This window comes from Plantactinospora sp. DSM 117369 (genome assembly GCF_053764795.1).
Genome location: NZ_CM132446.1, coordinates 4983399 through 5002526 on the forward strand (window position 1 = coordinate 4983399; position 19128 = coordinate 5002526).

Below are 19128 nucleotides of genomic sequence, written 5' to 3' on the forward strand. Positions count from 1 at the left end.
TGGGCAGGGTGCCCGGAAAGATCATCACCGGAGGAGTGCCGGCTGGCCTGACGGAACACGACGGCTGGCTGAACAGCCGAGCCGGAGGCGCGCGGCCGTCAGGTCGCGCCGTGGTAGGCCAGTACCCCTCGATTGATCGTCGCCATCGCCTGCCGCGCCGTGCCGCGCAGCTCCACCGAGGCACCCGCCGAGTCCGCGACCTGTCCGAGCAGGTCCACCACCTGGCGGGCCCAGCGCACGAAGTCACCCGCCGGCATGTCGCCGTCCAGGTTGTGGCCGCTGGCCAGTACCTTCGCCAGCGCCTCGCCCCGGGCCCACCGGTACACCGGCCAGACGAAGCCGAGATCGGGCTCCCGGGTCACCTCCAACCCCCGGGCCGCCTCGTCGGACTCCAGCTCGGCCCAGATCTTCAGGGTCTCGCCGACGGCGTCCGACACCGGCCCCCGGGGCACCGAGGCGCGCTCGTCGGTGTCCCGGCGCGCCTCGTAGACCACCACCGAGACCGCCGAGGCCAGCTCCGCCGGGGAGAGCCCGTCCCAGACCCCGCGCCGCAGGCACTCCGCCACCAGCAGGTCCGCCTCGGTCCAGATCCGGCCGAGCATCCGGCCCGCGTCGGTGACCTCGCCGGCCTCGGAGAGGTAGCCACGGGCGGTGAGGATGCCGCAGACCCGGTCGAAGGTCCGGGTCAGCGATCCGGTACGCCCGGAGACCCGCTGCCGCAGCTCGGCGGTGTCCCGCTCCAGGCGACGGCGACGCTCCGCCCAGCGGGCGTGTTCCTCCCGGTCCGGGCAGCCGTGGCAGGGGTGCCGGCGCAGCTCGGCGCGGAGTTGGCTGAGCCGCTCGTCCTCGCCACCGCCGCCCCGGGACCGGCCACCACGCCGGGCGTGCCGGTCCAGCCCGGTGCCGCTGACCGCCGCGGCCAGATCCCGCCGGGCGGCCGGCGAGCGGTGGTTGAAGTGCTTCGGTACCCGGATCCGGGCCAGCACCTCGGCCGGGGTGGTGAAGTCGCCGGGGGTGATCCGGCCGGCCCAGCGGTCCTGGGTCAGCACCAGCGGGCGGGGCTCGCCGAACCCACCGACGCCGGGATCGAGCACCACCGCCAGCCCGGCCCGCCGACCCGACGGCACCCGGATCACGTCACCCACCCGCAGCCGTTCCAGCGCGGCGAGGTTGGCCGCCCGGCGCTGCGACTGACCCTGTCGGGCCAGCGTCTGCTCCCGGTCGGCGATCGCGAGCCGCAGCCCGAAGTACTCGTCGAAGTCGCCGTGGTGGCAGCGCACCTCCGCGCCGTACGCCTCGATGGTCTCGACGTTGCGCTGCACCTGCCGGGCCAGGCCGACCACCGACCGGTCCGCCTGGAACTGCGCGAACGACGACTCCAGCAGCTCCCGGGCGGGCGCGGCACCCACCGACCCGACCAGGTTCACCGCCATGTTGTACGACGGCCGGAAGCTGGACCGCAGCGGGTAGGTACGCGTCGAGGCCAGCCCGGCCACGTGCCGGGGATCGACCTCCGGCGACCAGACGACGACGGCGTGCCCCTCGACGTCGATCCCCCGCCGTCCGGCCCGGCCGGTGAGCTGGGTGTACTCCCCCGGCGTCAGGTCGACGTGCGCCTCGCCGTTGAACTTCACCAGCCGTTCCAGCACGACGCAGCGGGCCGGCATGTTGATCCCGAGCGCCAGTGTCTCGGTGGCGAAGACCGCCTTCACCAGCCCCCGGACGAACAGCTCCTCGACCACCTCCTTGAACGCCGGCAGCATCCCGGCGTGGTGGGCGGCGAGGCCGCGTTCGAGGCCGTCGAGCCACTCCCAGTAGCCGAGCACGGCGAGGTCCTCGCCGGGGACGCTGGTGATCCGGCTCTCCACCACCCGGCGGATCTCGGCCCGCTCGTCCGGGGTGGTCAGCCGCAGCCCGGCGGCGAGGCACTGCGCGACGGCGGCGTCGCAGCCGGCCCGGCTGAAGATGAACAGAATCGCCGGCAGCAGCCCCTCGCGGTCGAGCCGCTCGACGATGTCGGCCCGGAGCGGGCCGCGCCAGCGGGGCCCCCGGGGACCGCCGCGCCCCCACCCCGGCCCGTGCGTACGGCCGTCGCCGAGTTCGAGCCGGCGCAGCATCTCCCGGGTGTAGCGGAGCAGTTCCGGGTGCACGTCGTGTTTGCGGGCCGCGTCGGCGTCGTGGAACAGGTCGAACATCCGCCGGTTGACCAGCATGTGCTGCCAGAGCGGCACCGGGCGGTGTTCGCTGACCACCACCTCGGTCTCACCGCGTACGGTGATCAGCCAGTCGGCGAACTCCTCCGCGTTGGAGACCGTCGCGGAGAGCGAGACCAGGGTCACCGACTCTGGCAGGTGGATGATCACCTCTTCCCACACCCCGCCCCGGAACCGGTCGGCGAGGTAGTGCACCTCGTCCATCACCACGTACGCCAGGCCGGTCAGGCTCGACGAGCCCGCGTAGAGCATGTTCCGCAGCACCTCGGTGGTCATCACCACCACCGGCGCGTCCCCGTTGATCGCGTTGTCCCCGGTGAGCAACCCCACCTGGTCGGAGCCGTACCGGTCCACCAGGTCGTGGTACTTCTGGTTCGACAGCGCCTTGATCGGAGTCGTGTAGAAGCACTTCCGGGTCGGTCCGTCCGGATCGGCCCCGGCGTCGGTGCGCAGCGCCAGGTGCACGGCGAACTCGCCGACAACGGTCTTGCCGGCGCCGGTCGGGGCGCAGACCAGGACACCGCTGCCCCGCTCCAGCGCCTGACACGCCTCCCGCTGGAAGTCGTCGAGATCGAACCCCAGTTGCTGGGCGAACTCGTCAAGCGCGGGAAACATGCTGGCCTGCGCGGCCCGGCGGCGCGCCGCGGCGTACCGCTCGGCGGGGCTCGACATGAACCCAAGATTAATGCGTACCGGGTGGTCGCACGTCGGCAGGCCGTAGAGCGGGCCTTCGGGAGCCGGTCGGTAGGGTGCACGACGTGCCGGATCATGCCGAACCGCCCAAGCCTCGTACGTCGAGCGGAACCTCCGATCCCGCCCCCGGAACGCCACCCCGGCGCCCGGTGGACGCGGTGCTCTTCGACTTCCACGGCACCCTCGCCCAGGTGGAGGAGCCGGTCGCCTGGGTGACCGCCGCCGCCGCGGCCTGCGGGGCGACGCTGGACCGCGCCCGGGCGACGGCGCTGGCCGACCGCCTGGTCACCGCCGGCCGGGCCGGCGGACCCCTGCCGGCCCGGGTCCCTCCGCACCTGGCCGAGGTGTGGGCGGAACGGGACCTGTACGGCCCCGCCCACCGGGCCGCCTTCGTGGGACTGGCCGAGACGGTGGACAGCGGCGTGCACGGCCTCGCCGAGGCCCTCTACGACCGCCTGCTGGTCCCGGACGGCTGGCTCCCGTACGCCGACACCAGGGCAACCCTGCAAGCGCTGCGCGCGGCCAAGGTGCCGGTGGCGGTGGTCAGCAACATCGGTTTCGACCTCCGGCCGCTCTTCGACGCCTGGGAGCTGACCGAACTGGTCGACGCGTTCGTGCTCTCCTACGAGGTCGGGCGCTGCAAGCCGGACCCGGCTATCTTCTACCGGGCCTGTGGCCTGCTCGGTGTCGACCCGGAGCGCACCCTGATGGTCGGCGACACCCCCGCCGATGCCGGGGCGGTAGGCGCCGGCTGTGCGGTGCTGGTGCTGCCGGCGGCCGAGCCGGGGCAGGTCAACGGGCTGACCGCGGCGGTGGACCTGGCGGTCGCGAACGGCCGCTGACCGGCGTGGCCCCCGCCGCCCCCGGGTGACTGGCCGGGAGGGTGTCTCGGCGCGGCGGATCAGCGCAGCAGGCGTACGGCGCCGGGGACCGCGGTCACGGTCACCGGAAGCGGCAGCGCGCGTTCACCGTCGGCGTACCCGACGATGCCCTCGGCGACGAGTTCGACCGTACGGGCCCGCTGGGTGTGCACCATCGGGTGCGCCAGGTGGGTACCCCGGTAGACCCGGGGCTTGATCCGGGTCAGCGTCGTCCGGCCGACCGGGCCGGCGTAGACCACGTCGAGCAGGCCGTCGCCCGGGTCGGCCGTCGGGCAGATCCGCATCCCCCCGCCGTAGCTGGGGCAGTTGCCGACCGCCACCAGCACCGCGTCCAGCTCCCGGGTCACCCCGTCCAGCCGGAGCAGGTAGCGGCGGGGCCGCAACCGGGCCAGCTCGACCAGGATGGCCAGGTCGTAGCGGCGCGGGCCGCGCGGCCAGGACATCCGGTTGGCCCGCTCGTTGACGAGCGCGTCGAAGCCGGCCGCCAGCACCGCGCCGTACCACCGCCGGGCGCCGTCCGGACCGGTCATCCGGGCCAGATCCGCCGGGCGGGTCCGGCCGGCGGCGGCCGCCGCCGCGATCGCGTCGACCGCGGCGAGCGGGTCGGCCGGGTAGCCCATCCCGACCGCGAAGTCGTTGCCGGTGCCCGCCGGGACCGGGCCGAAGGCGACGCCGGTACCGGCGACCGCCTGGAGCGCCAGATGGACCGTGCCGTCACCGCCGACCGTCACCAGGGCGGCGGCGCCGTCCACCACGGCGGCCCGGCAGGCCGCGCTGGCCTGCCCGGGAGTACCCGCCTCGAGCAGCCGCACCGGCCGCCCCACCGTGCCGAGCCGGTCGAGTACGGCCGGCAGCAGCCCCCGGAACCGGCCCCGTCCGGCGGTCGGGTTGGCCAGCACCGCCAGGTACCCGTCGGCCAGCCGGCCGGCGGAGACGGAGCCGGGCAGTTGATCGTTGGCGGTCACGGCGAGCACCGTACCGCCCGCCGTGCCGCCTTCGACAGCTCAGGTCATGTCGTCGTAACGCCGGTCGATCGGCTGCGGCGCCGGGACCGGGTCCGGTGCGGAGACCGGCGCGACCGCCTCGACCCGCTCACCGGCGGTCACCGGATCCGGTTCCAGGTCGAGCGGCGAGACCTCGTCGTCGTCCAGTCCGGCGTAGACCTCCTTGCCGCGTCCCCGGCGCCGGTCGTTGAGCATCGCCACCCCGACCGCCGCGAAGTAGAGCGCGCAGAGACAAATGGCCAGCGCGGTCATACCGAACGGGTCCGGGGTGGGCGTGACGATCGCCGAGAAGAGGAAGAACACGAAGACGGCGATCCGCCACCAGCCGAGCATCTTCCGGCCGCTCACCAGCCCGACGAAGTTGAGCATCAGGACGATGAGCGGGAACTCGAACGCGACCCCGAACATCAGGATCATGTTCGTGACGAAGGAGATGTACCGGGTGATCTCCAGGGTGTTGGCGACGTCCTCGCCGGCCAGGCCGACCAGGAACTCCAGCCCCTTGGAGACCACGAAGAACGCCAGCACCGCGCCGGCCGCGAAGAGCGGGGCGGCGAGCGCGGTGAAGATGTAGGCGTACTTCCGTTCGTGCCGGTGCAGCCCCGGGGCGATGAACGCCCAGAGTTGGTAGAGCCAGACGGGTGCGGCGACGATCAGCCCGACCCAGAGGGCGATCTTGAGGTCGAGCAGGAGGATGTCCGCCGGACCGAGCTGGGTGAACTGGCACTTGCCGTCCACGGTCGAACCGTCGAGCTCGCAGTAGGGCTGCTGGAGCAGGTGGCGGACGTTGTCGGCCAGCCAGATGCCGAGCCCGAAGCCGACCACGATGCCCAGGGATGCCTTGAACAGCCGGTTGCGCAGCTCCCGGATGTGCTCGATGAGGGTCATCGAGCCGTCGGCGGCTCGCTCGAACCTGCTCGGACCGCGCCGGCGCAGCAGGGCGAAGGCCACGGGACGGGCCCCGGTCAGTTGTCGCGGACGCGCTGCACCGGGTCGTTGACCGGCGCCGCGGGCGGCTGGTAACCGGGCTGGTGCACGCTGGTCGGGTGGACGGTGTCACCCGGCAGCGGCTGGCGGCCCGCCTGCGCGTCGGCCTTCTCGGCCAGGTCCTTGTCGTCTTCGGAAAGGCTCTTCGTCTCGGCCTTGATGATCCGCAGCGAGCGGCCGAGTGACCGGGCCGCGTCCGGAAGCCGCTTCGCGCCGAAGAGCAGGACCAGCACAGCCACGAGTACGAAGATGTGCCACGGCTTGAGGGCGCCCATGGAAGCTCCAGTTCGATGTTTTGTCCAGCAAAGGGGTGTGTCCTGGCCCATCGTACGTGCGTCGGGAAGGAGTGCCACCCGCCAGGCTGGTGACTTTCCGGCCGGCTGGTGAAGTCTTGACCAACCTGGGGCATCCGTCAAGCACATGATCGACGGCCCTGAGCAGGGACTATCCCTCGGCGCTGCGGCGATTCTCCGCCAGGTTAGTCTTCGCCGCCGCGCTTGGCGCGGATCAGCACGAGCCGCTGCTGGAGCGTCTCGACCTGCTGCTGCATGGCCTCCGCCCGGTCCTGCACGGCCAGCGCCACCCGCTGGAGGTCCTCGGCCTGCTCCTGGCGGCGCTGCAGGCCCAGCGCGGCCCGGTGCAGTCGCGGCAGCCGGGTCAGCACCCGGCGGACCGCCAGCCCCAGCACCAGGAGCCCGACGAGGACGGCCGCGAGCACGATCCACTTCACCACGTCGGCCAGCCTAGTGGCTTCCGGCCGTGGTCGCCGGATCGGCGCCCGGGGCCAGTTCGACGCCCGAACCCGGGGCAGCCGCCTCCGGTGCGCCGTCCGGGGGCAGCGTGGCGTACGCGTCGAGCGCGGCGGCGGCCCGGTCGCGTACCTGGTCGGCGAGTTCCGCGGGGGCGACCACCGTGACGTCCGGCCCGAGCCCCAGCACGAACCGCCGGGCCCAGTCGAGGTCGGTGACCCGCAGCGAGACCAGCCACTCCCGGCCGGCCCGGTCGGCGTCACCGGCACCCGGATCCGGCTCGACCCGCTCGCACGGGTAGTACTCGGTGATCCACCGGCTGGACCGGCCGACCCGCAGGGTCACCAGCGGCAGGTCCTGGTCGGGGCGGAAGATGCCGGCGCTGAGGTCGTGCAGCCGGGCCTGTGGTGGCGGTGCGGCCGGCTCGTCCAGCTCGACGAGCGCGTCGATCCGGTCGGCCCGGAATAGCCGCACCGACTCCGCCCGCCGGCACCATGCCTCGAGGTAGGCCAGCCCGCCGACCATCAGCACCCGGATCGGGTCGACAGTGCGTTCGGTGGTCTCGTCCCGGGTCGCGGCGTAGTAGGTGATCCGCAGCGCCCGGCCGCGCTGCACCGCGCCGTGCAGCGCCGCCACCCGGTCGCTGTCCCCCGGCATCCGTACCGCGACGGGGGCGTCGGCGAGTTCGCCGGCCGCGTTCTCGATCTTGGCGAGGGCGCGTTCGATCGCGTCCCGGTTGGCCATTCCCGGCGTCTCGGCGAGCATCCGCAGCGCGACCACCAGCGCCAGCGCCTCGTCCGGGGTCAGCCGCAGCGGGCGGTCGATCCCCGCGTCGTAGGTGATGGTGACCCGATCACCGTCGAAGGCCATGTCGATCAGGTCGCCCGGCCCGTACCCGGGCAGGCCGCAGACCCAGAGCAGCTCCAGGTCCTCGCGTAGCTGCCGCTCGGTCACCCCGAGGTCGGCCGCTGCCTCGGACAGCTCGATCCCCGGCCGGGCCAACAGGTATGGCACCAGGTTCAGCAGTCGGGCCAGCCGGTCGGCCGAGGTCCGCGCAGCGCCGCCGGACCGTTGCGCCGGACGAGTCACGCCGGCTCCCCCCTCTGGTCAGTTCCCGGGGCCCCAACCCCGGTCCGCCCCGCGTTACCCCGACGCCCGGGCGGTCGCCATCTCGTCGTGCCGGGCGGTGATCTCCTTGAGCCGCTGGATCACGGCGTCCCGGATCTCCGGCGGATCGAGCACCCGGACATCGGGACCGTAACCGACGAGCCTACCGGCGAGCGACTCGGCATCGGCGTACGGCAGGACCAGGCGGTCGCCGTCGGGCCCGCTGATCACCTCCCGGGCCCACCTGCGGAGCCCGGCGGCGCGGCCCGGTGCGACCAGCACGGTGGCTCGGCCGGAGCGCTCCACCGGACCGGACCACTTGGCGACGTGGCTGATCAGGTCGACGCCGACCGGCGGGGAGAAGGCGCCCGGCCTACTGATCATCCGGACCGCCCCGCCGACGATCCGGGAGAGCCGGAAACAGCGGGCCGCGTCGCGGTCGAGGTCGTGGCCGACCACGTACCAGCGGGCTCGCCAGCAGACCACGCCCCAGGGTTGCAGCCGGCGGCTGGTCGGGGCGTCGCCGTCGGGTACCCGGTAGTCGAAGCCGACGGTGCGCCGATCCCGGGCTGCGGCGGTCAGCGGCCCGAACGCCGGGTCGACGGTGACCACCGGCTCCACCCCGAGGGTGGCCTGCGGGTCGACGTCGACACCGGCGGCACGGAGCTTCGCCAGCCCGGAGGAGGCCGCCGCGGCCAGCCCCGCGTGCCGCCAGAGCCGCGCGGCTATGCCCACCGCCGCCGCCTCGTCGGGCTCCAGCGGGATGTCCGGCAGCGCGTACTCCCGGTGGGCGATCCGGTAGCCCGGCTCGGCGTCGAAGGCGCTGGCCGTGCCGGTCTCCAGTGGTACGCCCAGCTCACGCAGCTCGGCCTTGTCCCGCTCGAACTTGCGCTGGAAGGCCTCGTGGTCACGTGGGTCGTCCGGATCATGCTCATAGCCCGGCACGGTCGCGGCGATCTGCGCGGCGGTCAGGAACCGTCGGGTGGACAGCAAACAGATCACCAGGTTGACCAGGCGTTCGGTACGGGTCCGCGACACGACACAGACGCTAGCAGTGTCGGATCACGAAGCGGGTACCCGCGCGGCACCCCGGCCGACCGGTCAAGGCGGTCTTCCTGGAGGACACCGCCGCGCTGATCGGGATCTCGGTGGCCGCCGCCGGACTTGCCCTGTCCCACCTCACCGGCACCGAGTTCTGGGACGGGCTGGCCTCGATCCTGATCGGGCTGCTGCTCCTGGTGGTCGCCACCATCCTGGCCCGGAGCAACATCTCGCTGCTGGTCGGCCGGGCCGTACCGCCGCCGATGCACGACGAGATCCACCGCGAGCTCTGCGGGCTGCCGACGGTGGACCGGGTGGACACCCTGCTCACCATGCATCTGGGCCCGGACGACATCCTGGTCGCCGCGAAGGTCGACTTCCGGGACGAGGCGACCGGGGCGGACGTCGAGGCCGGCGCCGAGGAGGCCGAACGCCGGCTGGTCGCGCGCTTCCCGCACATCCGGTACGGCTTCCTCGACCCGACCCGGAGCGGCCGGCCGTAGCCGGTTACCCTGCCGGCCATGGTGCGATGGCGGTCCGGCACGGTCACGGCGGTCCGGCGGAGCTGGCGCGGCGCCGTCGAACTCGACGTCCGGCAGTCCGACGGAGCGCAGGTGCGGGCGCTGGCGTACCCGGAACTGGTCGGCACCCCCGAGCCGGGCGACCGGGTGCTGCTGAACGTGGGCGCGCTGCTGATGGGACTCGGCACCGGCGGGTACGCCCTGGTGGTGGCGCTGCCGGACCGGCTGCCGGCGGATCCGCCCCGGACGGTCGACACCCGGGACGCCGGGCATCTGGTCAAGGCCCGCTACACGCCGCTGCAACCGATCCTGCTCGGTGTCGACGAGGAAGCCTCCCCGCACCGGACGGCGCTGGTCGACGCCGACGACCTCGGCGGGCTGCCGGTGGTCACCGCCGACCTGCACTCCGCGCTGCCGGCGATCGTGGCGGGGATCCGGGCCGACGCGCCCGACGCCCGGATCGGCTACCTGTGGACCGACGGCGGTGCGCTGCCGGCCTGGTTCTCCCGCACCCTGCACGGGCTGCGCGCCGAACTCGCCGGCACGGTCACCGTCGGTCAGGCGTTCGGTGGCGACCTGGAGGCGACGAACCTGCACAGCGGACTGCTCGCGGCCCGGCATGTGCTGCGGGCCGACGTGGCGATCGTGGCGCAGGGGCCGGGAAACCTGGGCACCGGCACCCGGTGGGGCTTCTCCGGGGTCGCCGTCGGCGAGGCGGTCAACGCGGTCGCCGCGCTGGGCGGCCGGCCGGTGGGCTCGCTGCGGATCTCCGGCGCCGACCCGCGGGACCGGCACCGGGGGCTGTCGCACCACAGCCTCACCGCGTACGGCCGGGTCGCGCTGGCCGCCGCCGACCTGGTACTCCCGGCGGAGTTGCCGGCGGAGCTGGCCGCGCTGGTCGAGCCGGCCGTGACCGCGCTGGCGCGGCGGCACCGGGTCGTCCGGGTGCCGGTGCACGGGCTCGACGAGGCGCTGCGGGCCAGCCCGGTCCCGCTTTCGACGATGGGCCGGGGACTGGCCGAGGAGCACGCCTACTTCCTGGCGGCGGCCGCCGCCGGCCGGTACGCCGCCGGCCTGGGCTGACCCGGCGCCTGGGCGCTCGGCGAACCCGGTGGGGTGCGGGTCAGCTCAGGAAGACCAGCGCCAGCCAGCCGGCCACCACCAGGACGAGCGCGAGGGTGAGCACCCAGGTGGGCACGGTGTACTCACCCCGGCGGTTGCGCTCGATCTCCTCCCGGATCTTCGCCCGCCGCCGCTCGATCCGGTTCTGCCGGATCGTCTCGGGGCGGCGGTGCTCGTCGTCGTCGCGACCGTCTGGATGCGTCATAGCGGGAGAAAGCCTAACTGCCCGGCCTCACATGCTCGCGATCAGCCGCTCCACCCGCTCGTCGTACGCCCGGAACGGGTCCTTGCAGAGCACCGTGCGCTGGGCCTGGTCGTTCAGCTTGAGGTGCACCCAGTCGACGGTGAAGTCCCGGCGCTTCTCCTGGGCGTGCCGGATGAACTCGCCGCGCAGCCGGGCCCGGGTGGTCTGCGGCGGGGTCTCCTTCGCCTCGAAGATCTCCGGATCAGTGGCGATCCGGTCCACCTGCTTACGCCGCTCCAGCAGCCCGTAGAGGCCACGCCCCCGGCGCAGGTCGTGGTACGCCAGGTCCATCTGGGCGATCCGGGGGTGCGACAGCGGCAGGTCGTTCTTGCGCTGGTAGCGCTCGATGAGCTGGAGCTTGGTCACCCAGTCGATCTCCCGGGAGACCGGCTCAAGGTCGCCGGTCTCGACCGCGCGCAGCACCCGGCCCCAGAGCTCGACCACCCGCTTCGCGGTCTGGTCCCCGCCCCGCCGCTCGACGAACTCGGTCGCCTTGGCCAGGTATTCCTGCTGGATCTCCAGCGCGCTGATCTCCTTGTTCGAGGCGAGCCGGACCTTGCGCCGGCCGGTGATGTCGTGCGACACCTCCCGGATCGCCCGGATCGGGTTCTCCAGCGACAGGTCGCGCATCACCACCCCGGCCTCGATCATCCGCAGCACGATGTCCGCGCTGCCGACCTTGAGCAGGGTGGTGACCTCGTTCATGTTCGAGTCGCCGACGATGACGTGCAGCCGGCGGTAGCGCTCGGCGTCGGCGTGCGGCTCGTCCCGGGTGTTGATGATCGGCCGGCTGCGGGTGGTCGCGGAGGAGACGCCCTCCCAGATGTGCTCGGCACGCTGGGAGAGGCAGTAGACGGCGCCGCGCGGGGTCTGCAGCACCTTGCCGGCGCCACAGATGAGCTGCCGGGTGACCAGGAAGGGGATCAGCACGTCGGCCAGCCGGCCGAACTCGCCGTGCCGGGAGACCAGGTAGTTCTCGTGGCAGCCGTACGAGTTGCCGGCCGAGTCCGTGTTGTTCTTGAACAGGTAGATCTCACCTGCGATGCCCTCGTCGTGCAGCCGCTTCTCGGCGTCGACCAGCAGACCCTCCAGGATCCGCTCGCCGGCCCGGTCGTGGGCCACCAGGTCGGAGACCGAGTCGCACTCGGGGGTGGCGTATTCCGGATGGGACCCGACGTCGAGGTAGAGCCGGGCACCGTTGCGCAGGAACACGTTGCTCGAGCGGCCCCAGGAGACCACCCGGCGGAAGAGGTAACGGGCGACCTCGTCCGGGGACAGCCGCCGTTGGCCGCGGTAGGTGCAGGTGACACCGTACTCGGTTTCAAGGCCGAAGATTCGCCGCTCCATGATTGGAGATTAGTCGCCCGAGGCCCGAGTTGGTCAGCCTCGGGCCGTGGCGTTGTGTGGGAACTCCGGCGGCCGATCGTCGTGGACCGGTCACCGACCGGGATCCTCGAGGATGCCGAAGAGGTACTCGCCGTAGCCGCTCCGGCTCAGCGGCTGGGCCAGCTCGCGGAGCTGCTCGTCGGAGATCAGCCCGCTGCGCCAGACCACCTCCTCGATGCAGCCCACCTTCAGGCCCTGCCGCTCCTCGATCACCCGGACGAACTCGCCGGCCTGGACCAGCGAGGTGAAGGTGCCGGTGTCCAGCCAGGCGGTGCCCCGGTCCAGCGCGGTGACCTGGAGCCGACCCGCCGCCAGATAGGTCTGGTTGACCGCCGTGATCTCCAATTCGCCCCGGTCGCTCGGGGTCAGCCCCTTGGCGACCTCCACCACGTCGTTAGCGTAGAAGTAGAGGCCCGGGACCGCGTACCGGGACTTGGGTTTCTCCGGCTTCTCCTCGATCGACAGCGCCCGACCGTCGGAATCGAACTCGACGATCCCGTAACCCTCGCAGTTCGCCACCGGATAGGCGAAGATCCGGCCACCGTCCGGGTCGCCGTTGCGGGCCAGGCTCCGGCCCAGTCCGGCGCCGTAGAAGATGTTGTCGCCGAGGATCAGCGCGACCGAATCCCCGGCCAGGAACTCCTCGCCGAGAAGGAACGCCTGCGCGATTCCGTCCGGACTCGGCTGCGCGACGTACTCCAACCGGAGGCCCCACTGGGAGCCGTCGCCGAGGAGTCGCCGGAACTGCCCCTGGTCGTCCGGAGTGGTGATGATGAGGATCTCCCGTATTCCCGCCATGACCAACGTGGAGAGCGGGTAGTAGATCATTGGTTTGTCGAAAACCGGCATGAGTTGTTTCGATACGGCCTGGGTGATCGGCCAGAGCCGCGAGCCGGTGCCGCCCGCCAGCAGGATTCCGCGCATTCGCGCAGGCTACCGGGGGGGTAGCCGGTTAGGAGAGTCAACTCGCCGACAGCTCGGCCTGACGGTGCGGCCGACAAACGGCGCATAGACTTTCCGATTCATGAGGATCCTCGTGACCGGTGGAGCCGGGTTCATCGGTTCTGAATACGTACGTATGCTGCTGACCGGCACCGGTCCCCGGCTCGCGCCGAGCGCGGTCACCGTGCTGGACAAGCTCACCTACTCCGGCAACCTGGCCAACCTCGAACCGGTCCGCGCCGACCCCCGGCTCCGGGTGGTGGTCGGCGACATCTGCGACCCGGCGGTACTCGACGAGGTGGTCCCCGGGCACGACGTGATCGTGCACTTCGCGGCCGAGTCCCACGTCGACCGCTCGATCCACCGAGCCGCCCCGTTCGTCACCACCAACGTGCTCGGCACGCAAACCCTGCTGGAGGCGGCGCTGCGGCACCGTACCGGCCGGTTCGTGCACGTCTCCACCGACGAGGTCTACGGCTCGATCGAGCAGGGTTCCTGGACCGAGTCGACCCCGCTGGCGCCGAACTCGCCGTACTCGGCCGCCAAGGCCGGCTCCGATTTGCTGGCCCTGGCCTACCACCGCACCTACGGGATGGACGTGGTGCTGACCCGCTGCTCCAACAACTACGGGCCGTACCAGTTCCCGGAAAAGGTGATCCCGCTCTTCGTCACCAACCTGCTCGACGGCGGCACCGTGCCGCTCTACGGCGACGGCGGCAACGTCCGGGACTGGCTGCACGTGCACGACCACTGCGTCGGGGTCGCCCTGGTGCAGGACAAGGGACGGCCGGGCGAGGTCTACCACATCGGCGGCGGCACCGAGCTGACCAACCGCGAGCTGACCGCCCGGCTGCTCGCCGCCTGCGGCGCCGACTGGGACCGGGTCAGGCCGGTCGCCGACCGGATGGGGCACGACCGCCGCTACTCGCTGGACATCACCAAGATCAGTGAGGAGCTCGGGTACGCCCCCCGGATCGACCTCGACCGCGGGCTGGCCGAGACGGTCACCTGGTACCGGGAAAACCGGGCGTGGTGGGAGCCGCTCAAGGCGCGGCTGAGCGGCGAGGAGATCGGGCGCCCCGGGCCGGACGTCCGGTGACCGTGCAGCGGGACGCGGAGCCGCCGAGCGCCCAGCCGGACGCGGAGCCGCCGAGCTGGCTGGTGACCGGGGCCGGCGGGATGCTGGGCCGGGACCTGGTGGCGGTGCTCTCCGCCCGGCACCCGGGGCGGGTCACCGCCGCCACCCGGGCCGAGGTCGACCTGACCGACCCGGCGGCGGTACGGGCAGCGGTGGCCGGGCACCGGATCGTGGTCAACGCCGCCGCCTGGACCGACGTGGACGGCGCGGAGCAGCGGGAGGCGGCCGCTACCGCCGTCAACGGCACCGGGGTGGCCAACCTGGCGGCGGCCTGTGCCGAGACCGGCGCGCGACTGCTGCACATCTCCACCGACTACGTCTTCGCCGGCGACGCCGACCGGCCCTATCCCGAGGACGCCCCGACCGCGCCGGTCAACGCGTACGGGCGGAGCAAGCTCGCCGGGGAGCTCGCCGTCGCCCGACTGCTGCCGCAGACCGGATACCTCGTACGCACCGCATGGCTGTACGGCGCACACGGCCCCAACTTCGTCACCACGATGCTCCGGCTGGCCACCCAACGCCCGCACCTCGACGTGGTGGACGACCAACACGGGCAGCCGACGTGGTCGTACGCGCTCGCGGAGCGGCTGGCCGAGCTCGGCGCCGCCGCCCACCGGGGAGCCGCACCGGCCGGCATCTACCACGGCACGGCGAGCGGTCGGACCAGCTGGTACGGCCTGGCCCGCGAGGTCTTCGCCCGGACCAGGCTCGACGCGGACCGGATCCGTCCCGTCGGCAGCGACCGGTTCCCCCGCCCGGCCCGCCGGCCCGGTTACAGCGTGCTCGGGCACGCCGGGTGGTCCCGGGCCGGGCTGGCCCCGATGGCGGACTGGCGGGCGATGCTCGCCGAGGCGCTGCGACCGGACGGAACGCTGGCCGACGCCCGCCGGCCGGCCGGACCGAGCCACGCCGCCGCCGACCGGATCCGCTCCGGCTCGCGTTAGCGGCGCGACGGGGCGAGTGGCAACGTGCGCGTCCGGTCCCCTGACCGGACGCGCACGGGGCGGCGACTGGAGCGGCGCGGTCCTACTCGGACTTCTCCTCGCCGTTGGTCGACTTGTCAGTGCCGGCCGACGTGGCCTTGCCCTCCAGGTCGGCAGAGCCGGCGGACTCGGCCGGCTTGTCCGGGCCGGGGGCCGGGGCCTTCGGCTCGGCCGGCGGTGCCTCGCCGCCGTCGGCCCTGGCCGGTGCCCCGTCCAGCAGCGAGACCAGCGCGGCACCGGTGATCCGGCGGAAGGTGCGGCCGACCCGCCGCCGGTCCAGGATCGCCACCTCGAGTTGGCTGGCGGCGATGGTCCGGGGCGCACCGCCCTCGCCACCGACGCTGCCGAGCGCCCGGACCGCCAACTGGACCGCGTCGTCCAGCGACATCTCCGGCTGGTGCTGTTCGCGCAGCGCCCCGGTGACCGCCTCCGCCTGCCCGCCCATCGCCATCCGGCCGGGCTCGTCGTTGACCGAACCGTCGTAGGTGATCCGGTAGAGCTCGTCCTGCTCCGGTGTGCTGCCCACCTCGGCGACGCAGATCTCCACCTCGAACGGCTTGGACTGCTCGGTGAAGATCGCGCCCAGGGTCTGGGCGTACGCGTTCGCCAGCGCCCGGCCGGTGACGTCCCGCCGGTCGAAGCTGAGCCCGATGGCGTCCGCCATCCGTACTCCCGCGCGGCGCAGGTTTTCGAACTCGTTGTACCGGCCGACCGCCGCGAAGGCGACCCGGTCGTAGATCTCACTGACCTTGTGCAGGGCGCTGGAGAGGTTCTCCGCCACGAAGAGCACCCCGCCGGAGTAGCTGAGCGTCACGGCGCTCCGCCCGCGCGCGATGCCCTTGCGGGCCAGCTCCGAGCGGTCGCGCATGATCTGCTCGGGTGAGGCGTAGAACTGCATGGCCACGGCGGCGGTTCTCCTAACCGGTTCTGCTGACGACGGCGGGTTGCGGGTGGTGCGGGGCGGTCAGCCGCCCGGGTTCTCCATCCGGGCGGCGACCACCGCTTCGGCGACCTCGGCCGCCTCGGCGTCGGAGAGCCGGTTGGTGCCCTCCGCGGTGGCCGTCATCACCACTGGGAAGATGCGGCGGCTCAGGTCGGGACCACCGGTGGCGCTGTCGTCGTCGGCGGCGTCGTAGAGCGCCTCGACGGCGATCCGGATGGCGTCGGGGGTGCTCAGCCCGGGGCGGTACCGCTTCTTCAGCGCCGCCTTCGCGAAGAGCGAGCCGGAGCCGATGCCGTCGTAGCCGGTCTCCTCGTAGGGCCCGCCAGCGACGTCGAAGCTGAAGATCCGGCCGGCCTTGGCCGGGTCGGTGGCCGCCAGGTCGAAGCCGGCGAAGAGCGGGATGACCGCGAGCCCCTGCATCGCCGCGCCGAGGTTGCCACGGATCATCGCGGCGAGCCGGTTGGCCTTGCCGTCGAGGGAGAGCATCGCTCCCTCGATCTTCTCGTAGTGCTCCAGCTCCACCTGGAAGAGTCGCACCATCTCCAGGGCGATGCCCGCCGTACCGGCGAAGCCGACCAGCGAGTATTCGTCGGCCGGGTGCACCTTGCGGATGTCCCGGCTGGAGATCAGGTTGCCCATGGTGCCGCGCCGGTCACCGGCCATCACCACCCCGTCCGCGGTGCTCAGCGCGACGATGGTGGTGGCGTGCGGAACGAGCTCGCTGGCGGACCCGGGCGGCAGCGGCCGGCGACCGGGCAGCAGGTCGGGGGCTGCCGTGCTCAGGAACTGGGTGAACGAGGACGTCCCCACGTTGAGGAACACGTCTGGTAGACGCCCGGTTGGATCAAAAGCCGCTGCCACGTGCTCCCTCTCAGCTGTCTCATCACGTCGCCCGGATCCCCCGCGTCAGCGCGGGAACCGGGCGAGGCCACCGTTGCGGTTGAAGCAGAGTATCCCCCGGATCTCCCCGGTGCGATGATCGTCGCCGCCGTGTTGCGCCACTCCCGACGGCGCCGGACCGGTGTGCCCCGGCCGCCGCCGGTGCGCCGGCCGGTCGCGCCCCGGGCGCCAGGGTCGGGCCCCGCGCTCCACGCTCGGCCGCCACGCCGGTGCGTCGGCACAGACACACACCGCCGCGCACCGCGCCGGGTTCGGCGTGGGTGGACCACGTCCGACCCGGCCCGGGTACGGCTACTGTCCGCCCTTCTGGACGTAGCCCCGGACGAACTCCTCGGCGTTCTCCTCGAGCACCGAGTCGATCTCGTCCAGCAGGTCGTCGACGTCCTCGGTGATCTCCGCGTGCCGCTCGGCGACCTCCGGGTTCGCCTCGGTCGCGACCTCGTCGACCTCCTCGTCCCGGCGCGCCTTACCGGACTGTGACTGACCGCCGGTGTCACGGGTAGCCATATCTGCTGCCTCCTCCACGATCGCCTGGGGAAAACTTACCTCGGATGGACGACGAATCCTTCGGCACCGCCGCTGCCGGCGGCACGGGGCCCGGCGTCAGCCACCGGTGATCGTCTCCAGCAGGTCCTTGGCGCTCGCGCACCGGTCGAACAACGCTCCGACGTGCTTGCGGGTGCCCCGCTCGGGCTCCATCATCGGGACCCGCACCAGGGACTCCCGGCCGACGTCGAAGATGACCGAGTCCCAGCTCGCCGCCACCACCTCTGAGGCGTACTGGGCGAGGCAGCGGCCCCGGAAGTAGGCCCGGGTGTCCTCCGGCGGTTCGGTCATCGCCGCCCGGGTCAGCTCCTCGGGCAGCAGCGTCGCCATCGAACCCCGGCTGACCAGCCGGTGGTAGAGGCCCTTCTCCGGGCGTACGTCGGAGTACTGCAGGTCGACCAGTTGCAGCTTGTGCGAGGCCCAGCCGAGCTTCTCCCGCTCCCGGTAGCCCTCCAGCAGCCGCAGCTTCGCCACCCAGTCCAGTTCGCCGGCGCAGAGCATCGGGTCCCGGCCGAGCCGGTCGAGTATGCCCTCCCAGCGGTCGAGCACGTCGGCGGTGTCGGAGTCGAGGTCGTCGCCGTACCGCTCGTCCACAAAGGAACGAGCCCGCTCGAAGTACGCCCACTGCAGGTCGAGCGCGGTCAGCCGGCGGCCGTCACGCAGCCGGAGCCGGTGTGACAGCGACGGGTCGTGGCTGACCGCCTTCAGCTCACCCACCGGGTCGGCGATGGCCAGGTCCGGACTGAGCGCCTTCTCCTCGATCATGGTGAGCACCAGCGCCGTGGTGCCGACCTTGAGATAGGTGGAGATCTCGGACAGGTTGGCGTCACCGATGATCACGTGCAGCCGGCGGTACTTGTCGGCGTCCGCGTGCGGCTCGTCCCGGGTGTTGATGATCGGCCGCTTCAGCGTCGTCTCCAGGCCGACCTCGACCTCGAAGAAGTCGGCCCGTTGCGAGATCTGGAAGCCGGGCTGCGAACCGTCCTGGCCGATGCCGACCCGGCCGGCGCCACAGACGATCTGCCGGGTCACGAAGAACGGTGTCAGGTACGCGACGATGTCGGCGAACGGCGTCTGCCGGCGCATCAGGTAGTTCTCGTGCGCGCCGTAGCTGGCGCCCTTGTTGTCGGTGTTGTTCTTGTAGAGGTGGATCGGGTGGGTCCCGGGGATGGTGGCGGCCCGCCGGGACGCCTCGGCCATCACCCGCTCGCCTGCCTTGTCCCAGCGGACCAGGTCCAGCGGGTTGGTCACCTCGGGAGTGGAGTATTCCGGGTGGGCGTGGTCGACATACAGCCGGGCGCCGTTGGTCAGTATCACGTTGGCCAGCCCGAGGTCCTCGTCGGCCAGCGCCTCCGCCGGGTCGTAGGCGGCTCCGGAGTAGGTGAAGCCGCGGGCGTCCCGCAGCGGGGACTCCTCCTCGTAGTCCCAGCGGGCCCGGCCGCCCCGGGCCAGCTCCGGGCGGGCGCCGTAGGCGTTCACCACCTGCGAGGAGGTCACCATCGGGTTGGCTCCGGCCTGGCCGGGCACGGAGATGCCGTACTCCACCTCGGTGCCCATGATCCGCCGGACACTCATGCCGCTGCCTCGCTTCGCTCGGCGCCGCCATGAGGCACGGCCGCCCTGAGCCTGATGATTCGCTCGCTACGCTCGCTCATGCCGGCACTCCGCTTCGCTCCGTGCCGCCATGAGGCACGGCCGCCCTGAGCCTGATGATTCGCTCGCTACGCT

General features: G+C 72.5%; 19 protein-coding genes. 5 read left to right on the forward strand and 14 right to left on the reverse strand.

Annotation, left to right across the window (positions count from 1 at the left end):
• Positions 1-98: 98 nt before the first annotated feature.
• Positions 99-2885: a DEAD/DEAH box helicase gene (locus ACSMXO_RS21670; RefSeq protein WP_455413551.1), complete on the reverse strand. Its 2787-nt coding sequence runs from the start codon at positions 2883-2885 to the stop codon at positions 99-101.
• 86 nt (positions 2886-2971) lie between these two features.
• On the opposite strand from ACSMXO_RS21670, the gene ACSMXO_RS21675 reads away from it, so the two are divergent.
• Entirely contained in the window at positions 2972-3748 is a 777-nt protein-coding gene (locus tag ACSMXO_RS21675; RefSeq protein ID WP_455413552.1) for an HAD family hydrolase, read from the forward strand.
• A gap of 59 nt (positions 3749-3807) precedes the next feature.
• On the opposite strand, the gene ACSMXO_RS21680 is transcribed toward ACSMXO_RS21675, so the two are convergent.
• The 6 genes from ACSMXO_RS21680 to ACSMXO_RS21705 all read right to left on the reverse strand — a co-directional run bounded on the left by ACSMXO_RS21680 (position 3808) and on the right by ACSMXO_RS21705 (position 8672).
• The gene (locus ACSMXO_RS21680) at positions 3808-4752 is read right to left on the reverse strand and encodes a diacylglycerol kinase family protein (RefSeq protein WP_455413553.1); all 945 of its coding nucleotides are present in this window, start codon (positions 4750-4752) and stop codon (positions 3808-3810) included.
• Between the two features lie 39 nt (positions 4753-4791).
• Positions 4792-5742 carry a twin-arginine translocase subunit TatC gene (gene tatC, locus ACSMXO_RS21685; protein WP_346260769.1) on the reverse strand — a complete coding sequence of 317 codons (951 nt, stop codon included), beginning with the start codon at positions 5740-5742 and terminating at the stop codon, positions 4792-4794.
• A gap of 14 nt (positions 5743-5756) precedes the next feature.
• Positions 5757-6053, reverse strand: coding sequence for a Sec-independent protein translocase subunit TatA (gene tatA / locus ACSMXO_RS21690; RefSeq protein ID WP_318397170.1), 297 nt, complete (start codon positions 6051-6053; stop codon positions 5757-5759).
• A 203-nt stretch (positions 6054-6256) separates the two neighbouring features.
• On the reverse strand, positions 6257-6511 hold the full coding sequence (locus ACSMXO_RS21695) for a hypothetical protein (RefSeq protein ID WP_346260770.1): 255 nt from the start codon (positions 6509-6511) through the stop codon (positions 6257-6259).
• Between the two features lie 10 nt (positions 6512-6521).
• The gene (locus ACSMXO_RS21700; protein ID WP_346260771.1) at positions 6522-7616 is read right to left on the reverse strand and encodes a helix-turn-helix transcriptional regulator; all 1095 of its coding nucleotides are present in this window, start codon (positions 7614-7616) and stop codon (positions 6522-6524) included.
• A gap of 54 nt (positions 7617-7670) precedes the next feature.
• The gene (locus ACSMXO_RS21705) at positions 7671-8672 is read right to left on the reverse strand and encodes a helix-turn-helix transcriptional regulator (protein ID WP_455413554.1); all 1002 of its coding nucleotides are present in this window, start codon (positions 8670-8672) and stop codon (positions 7671-7673) included.
• Between the two features lie 77 nt (positions 8673-8749).
• Here ACSMXO_RS21705 and ACSMXO_RS21710 point away from each other — a divergent pair, with 77 nt between their 5' ends.
• Together ACSMXO_RS21710 and ACSMXO_RS21715 are read left to right on the forward strand one after the other, a co-directional pair.
• Positions 8750-9178: a hypothetical protein gene (locus ACSMXO_RS21710; protein WP_455419284.1), complete on the forward strand. Its 429-nt coding sequence runs from the start codon at positions 8750-8752 to the stop codon at positions 9176-9178.
• Between the two features lie 18 nt (positions 9179-9196).
• The gene (locus ACSMXO_RS21715) at positions 9197-10279 is read left to right on the forward strand and encodes a DUF3866 family protein (protein WP_455413555.1); all 1083 of its coding nucleotides are present in this window, start codon (positions 9197-9199) and stop codon (positions 10277-10279) included.
• Between the two features lie 40 nt (positions 10280-10319).
• Here ACSMXO_RS21715 and ACSMXO_RS21720 read toward each other — a convergent pair whose 3' ends face one another.
• The 3 genes from ACSMXO_RS21720 to rfbA all read right to left on the reverse strand — a co-directional run bounded on the left by ACSMXO_RS21720 (position 10320) and on the right by rfbA (position 12872).
• A complete protein-coding gene (locus tag ACSMXO_RS21720) occupies positions 10320-10523 on the reverse strand; it encodes a hypothetical protein (protein WP_318397175.1) in 204 nt (67 codons plus the stop codon).
• A gap of 27 nt (positions 10524-10550) precedes the next feature.
• Positions 10551-11909: a Pup--protein ligase gene (pafA, locus tag ACSMXO_RS21725; RefSeq protein ID WP_346260774.1), complete on the reverse strand. Its 1359-nt coding sequence runs from the start codon at positions 11907-11909 to the stop codon at positions 10551-10553.
• A 90-nt stretch (positions 11910-11999) separates the two neighbouring features.
• Positions 12000-12872: a glucose-1-phosphate thymidylyltransferase RfbA gene (gene rfbA / locus ACSMXO_RS21730; RefSeq protein WP_346260775.1), complete on the reverse strand. Its 873-nt coding sequence runs from the start codon at positions 12870-12872 to the stop codon at positions 12000-12002.
• A 100-nt stretch (positions 12873-12972) separates the two neighbouring features.
• On the opposite strand from rfbA, the gene rfbB reads away from it, so the two are divergent.
• Together rfbB and rfbD are read left to right on the forward strand one after the other, a co-directional pair.
• Positions 12973-13989 carry a dTDP-glucose 4,6-dehydratase gene (gene rfbB, locus ACSMXO_RS21735; RefSeq protein ID WP_455413556.1) on the forward strand — a complete coding sequence of 339 codons (1017 nt, stop codon included), beginning with the start codon at positions 12973-12975 and terminating at the stop codon, positions 13987-13989.
• Between the two features lie 80 nt (positions 13990-14069).
• A complete protein-coding gene (gene rfbD / locus ACSMXO_RS21740) occupies positions 14070-14972 on the forward strand; it encodes a dTDP-4-dehydrorhamnose reductase (RefSeq protein ID WP_455419285.1) in 903 nt (300 codons plus the stop codon).
• An 82-nt stretch (positions 14973-15054) separates the two neighbouring features.
• On the opposite strand, the gene prcA is transcribed toward rfbD, so the two are convergent.
• From prcA to dop, 4 genes are all read right to left on the reverse strand, one after another.
• Positions 15055-15915 carry a proteasome subunit alpha gene (gene prcA, locus ACSMXO_RS21745; protein ID WP_455413557.1) on the reverse strand — a complete coding sequence of 287 codons (861 nt, stop codon included), beginning with the start codon at positions 15913-15915 and terminating at the stop codon, positions 15055-15057.
• Between the two features lie 60 nt (positions 15916-15975).
• Complete coding sequence (gene prcB / locus ACSMXO_RS21750) at positions 15976-16815, reverse strand: proteasome subunit beta (protein WP_346260778.1); 840 nt, start codon at positions 16813-16815, stop codon at positions 15976-15978.
• Positions 16816-17145: 330 nt separating this feature from the next.
• On the reverse strand, positions 17146-17361 hold the full coding sequence (locus ACSMXO_RS21755; protein ID WP_101366062.1) for a ubiquitin-like protein Pup: 216 nt from the start codon (positions 17359-17361) through the stop codon (positions 17146-17148).
• 96 nt (positions 17362-17457) lie between these two features.
• Entirely contained in the window at positions 17458-18975 is a 1518-nt protein-coding gene (gene dop / locus ACSMXO_RS21760; protein WP_346260779.1) for a depupylase/deamidase Dop, read from the reverse strand.
• Positions 18976-19128: the final 153 nt, after the last annotated feature.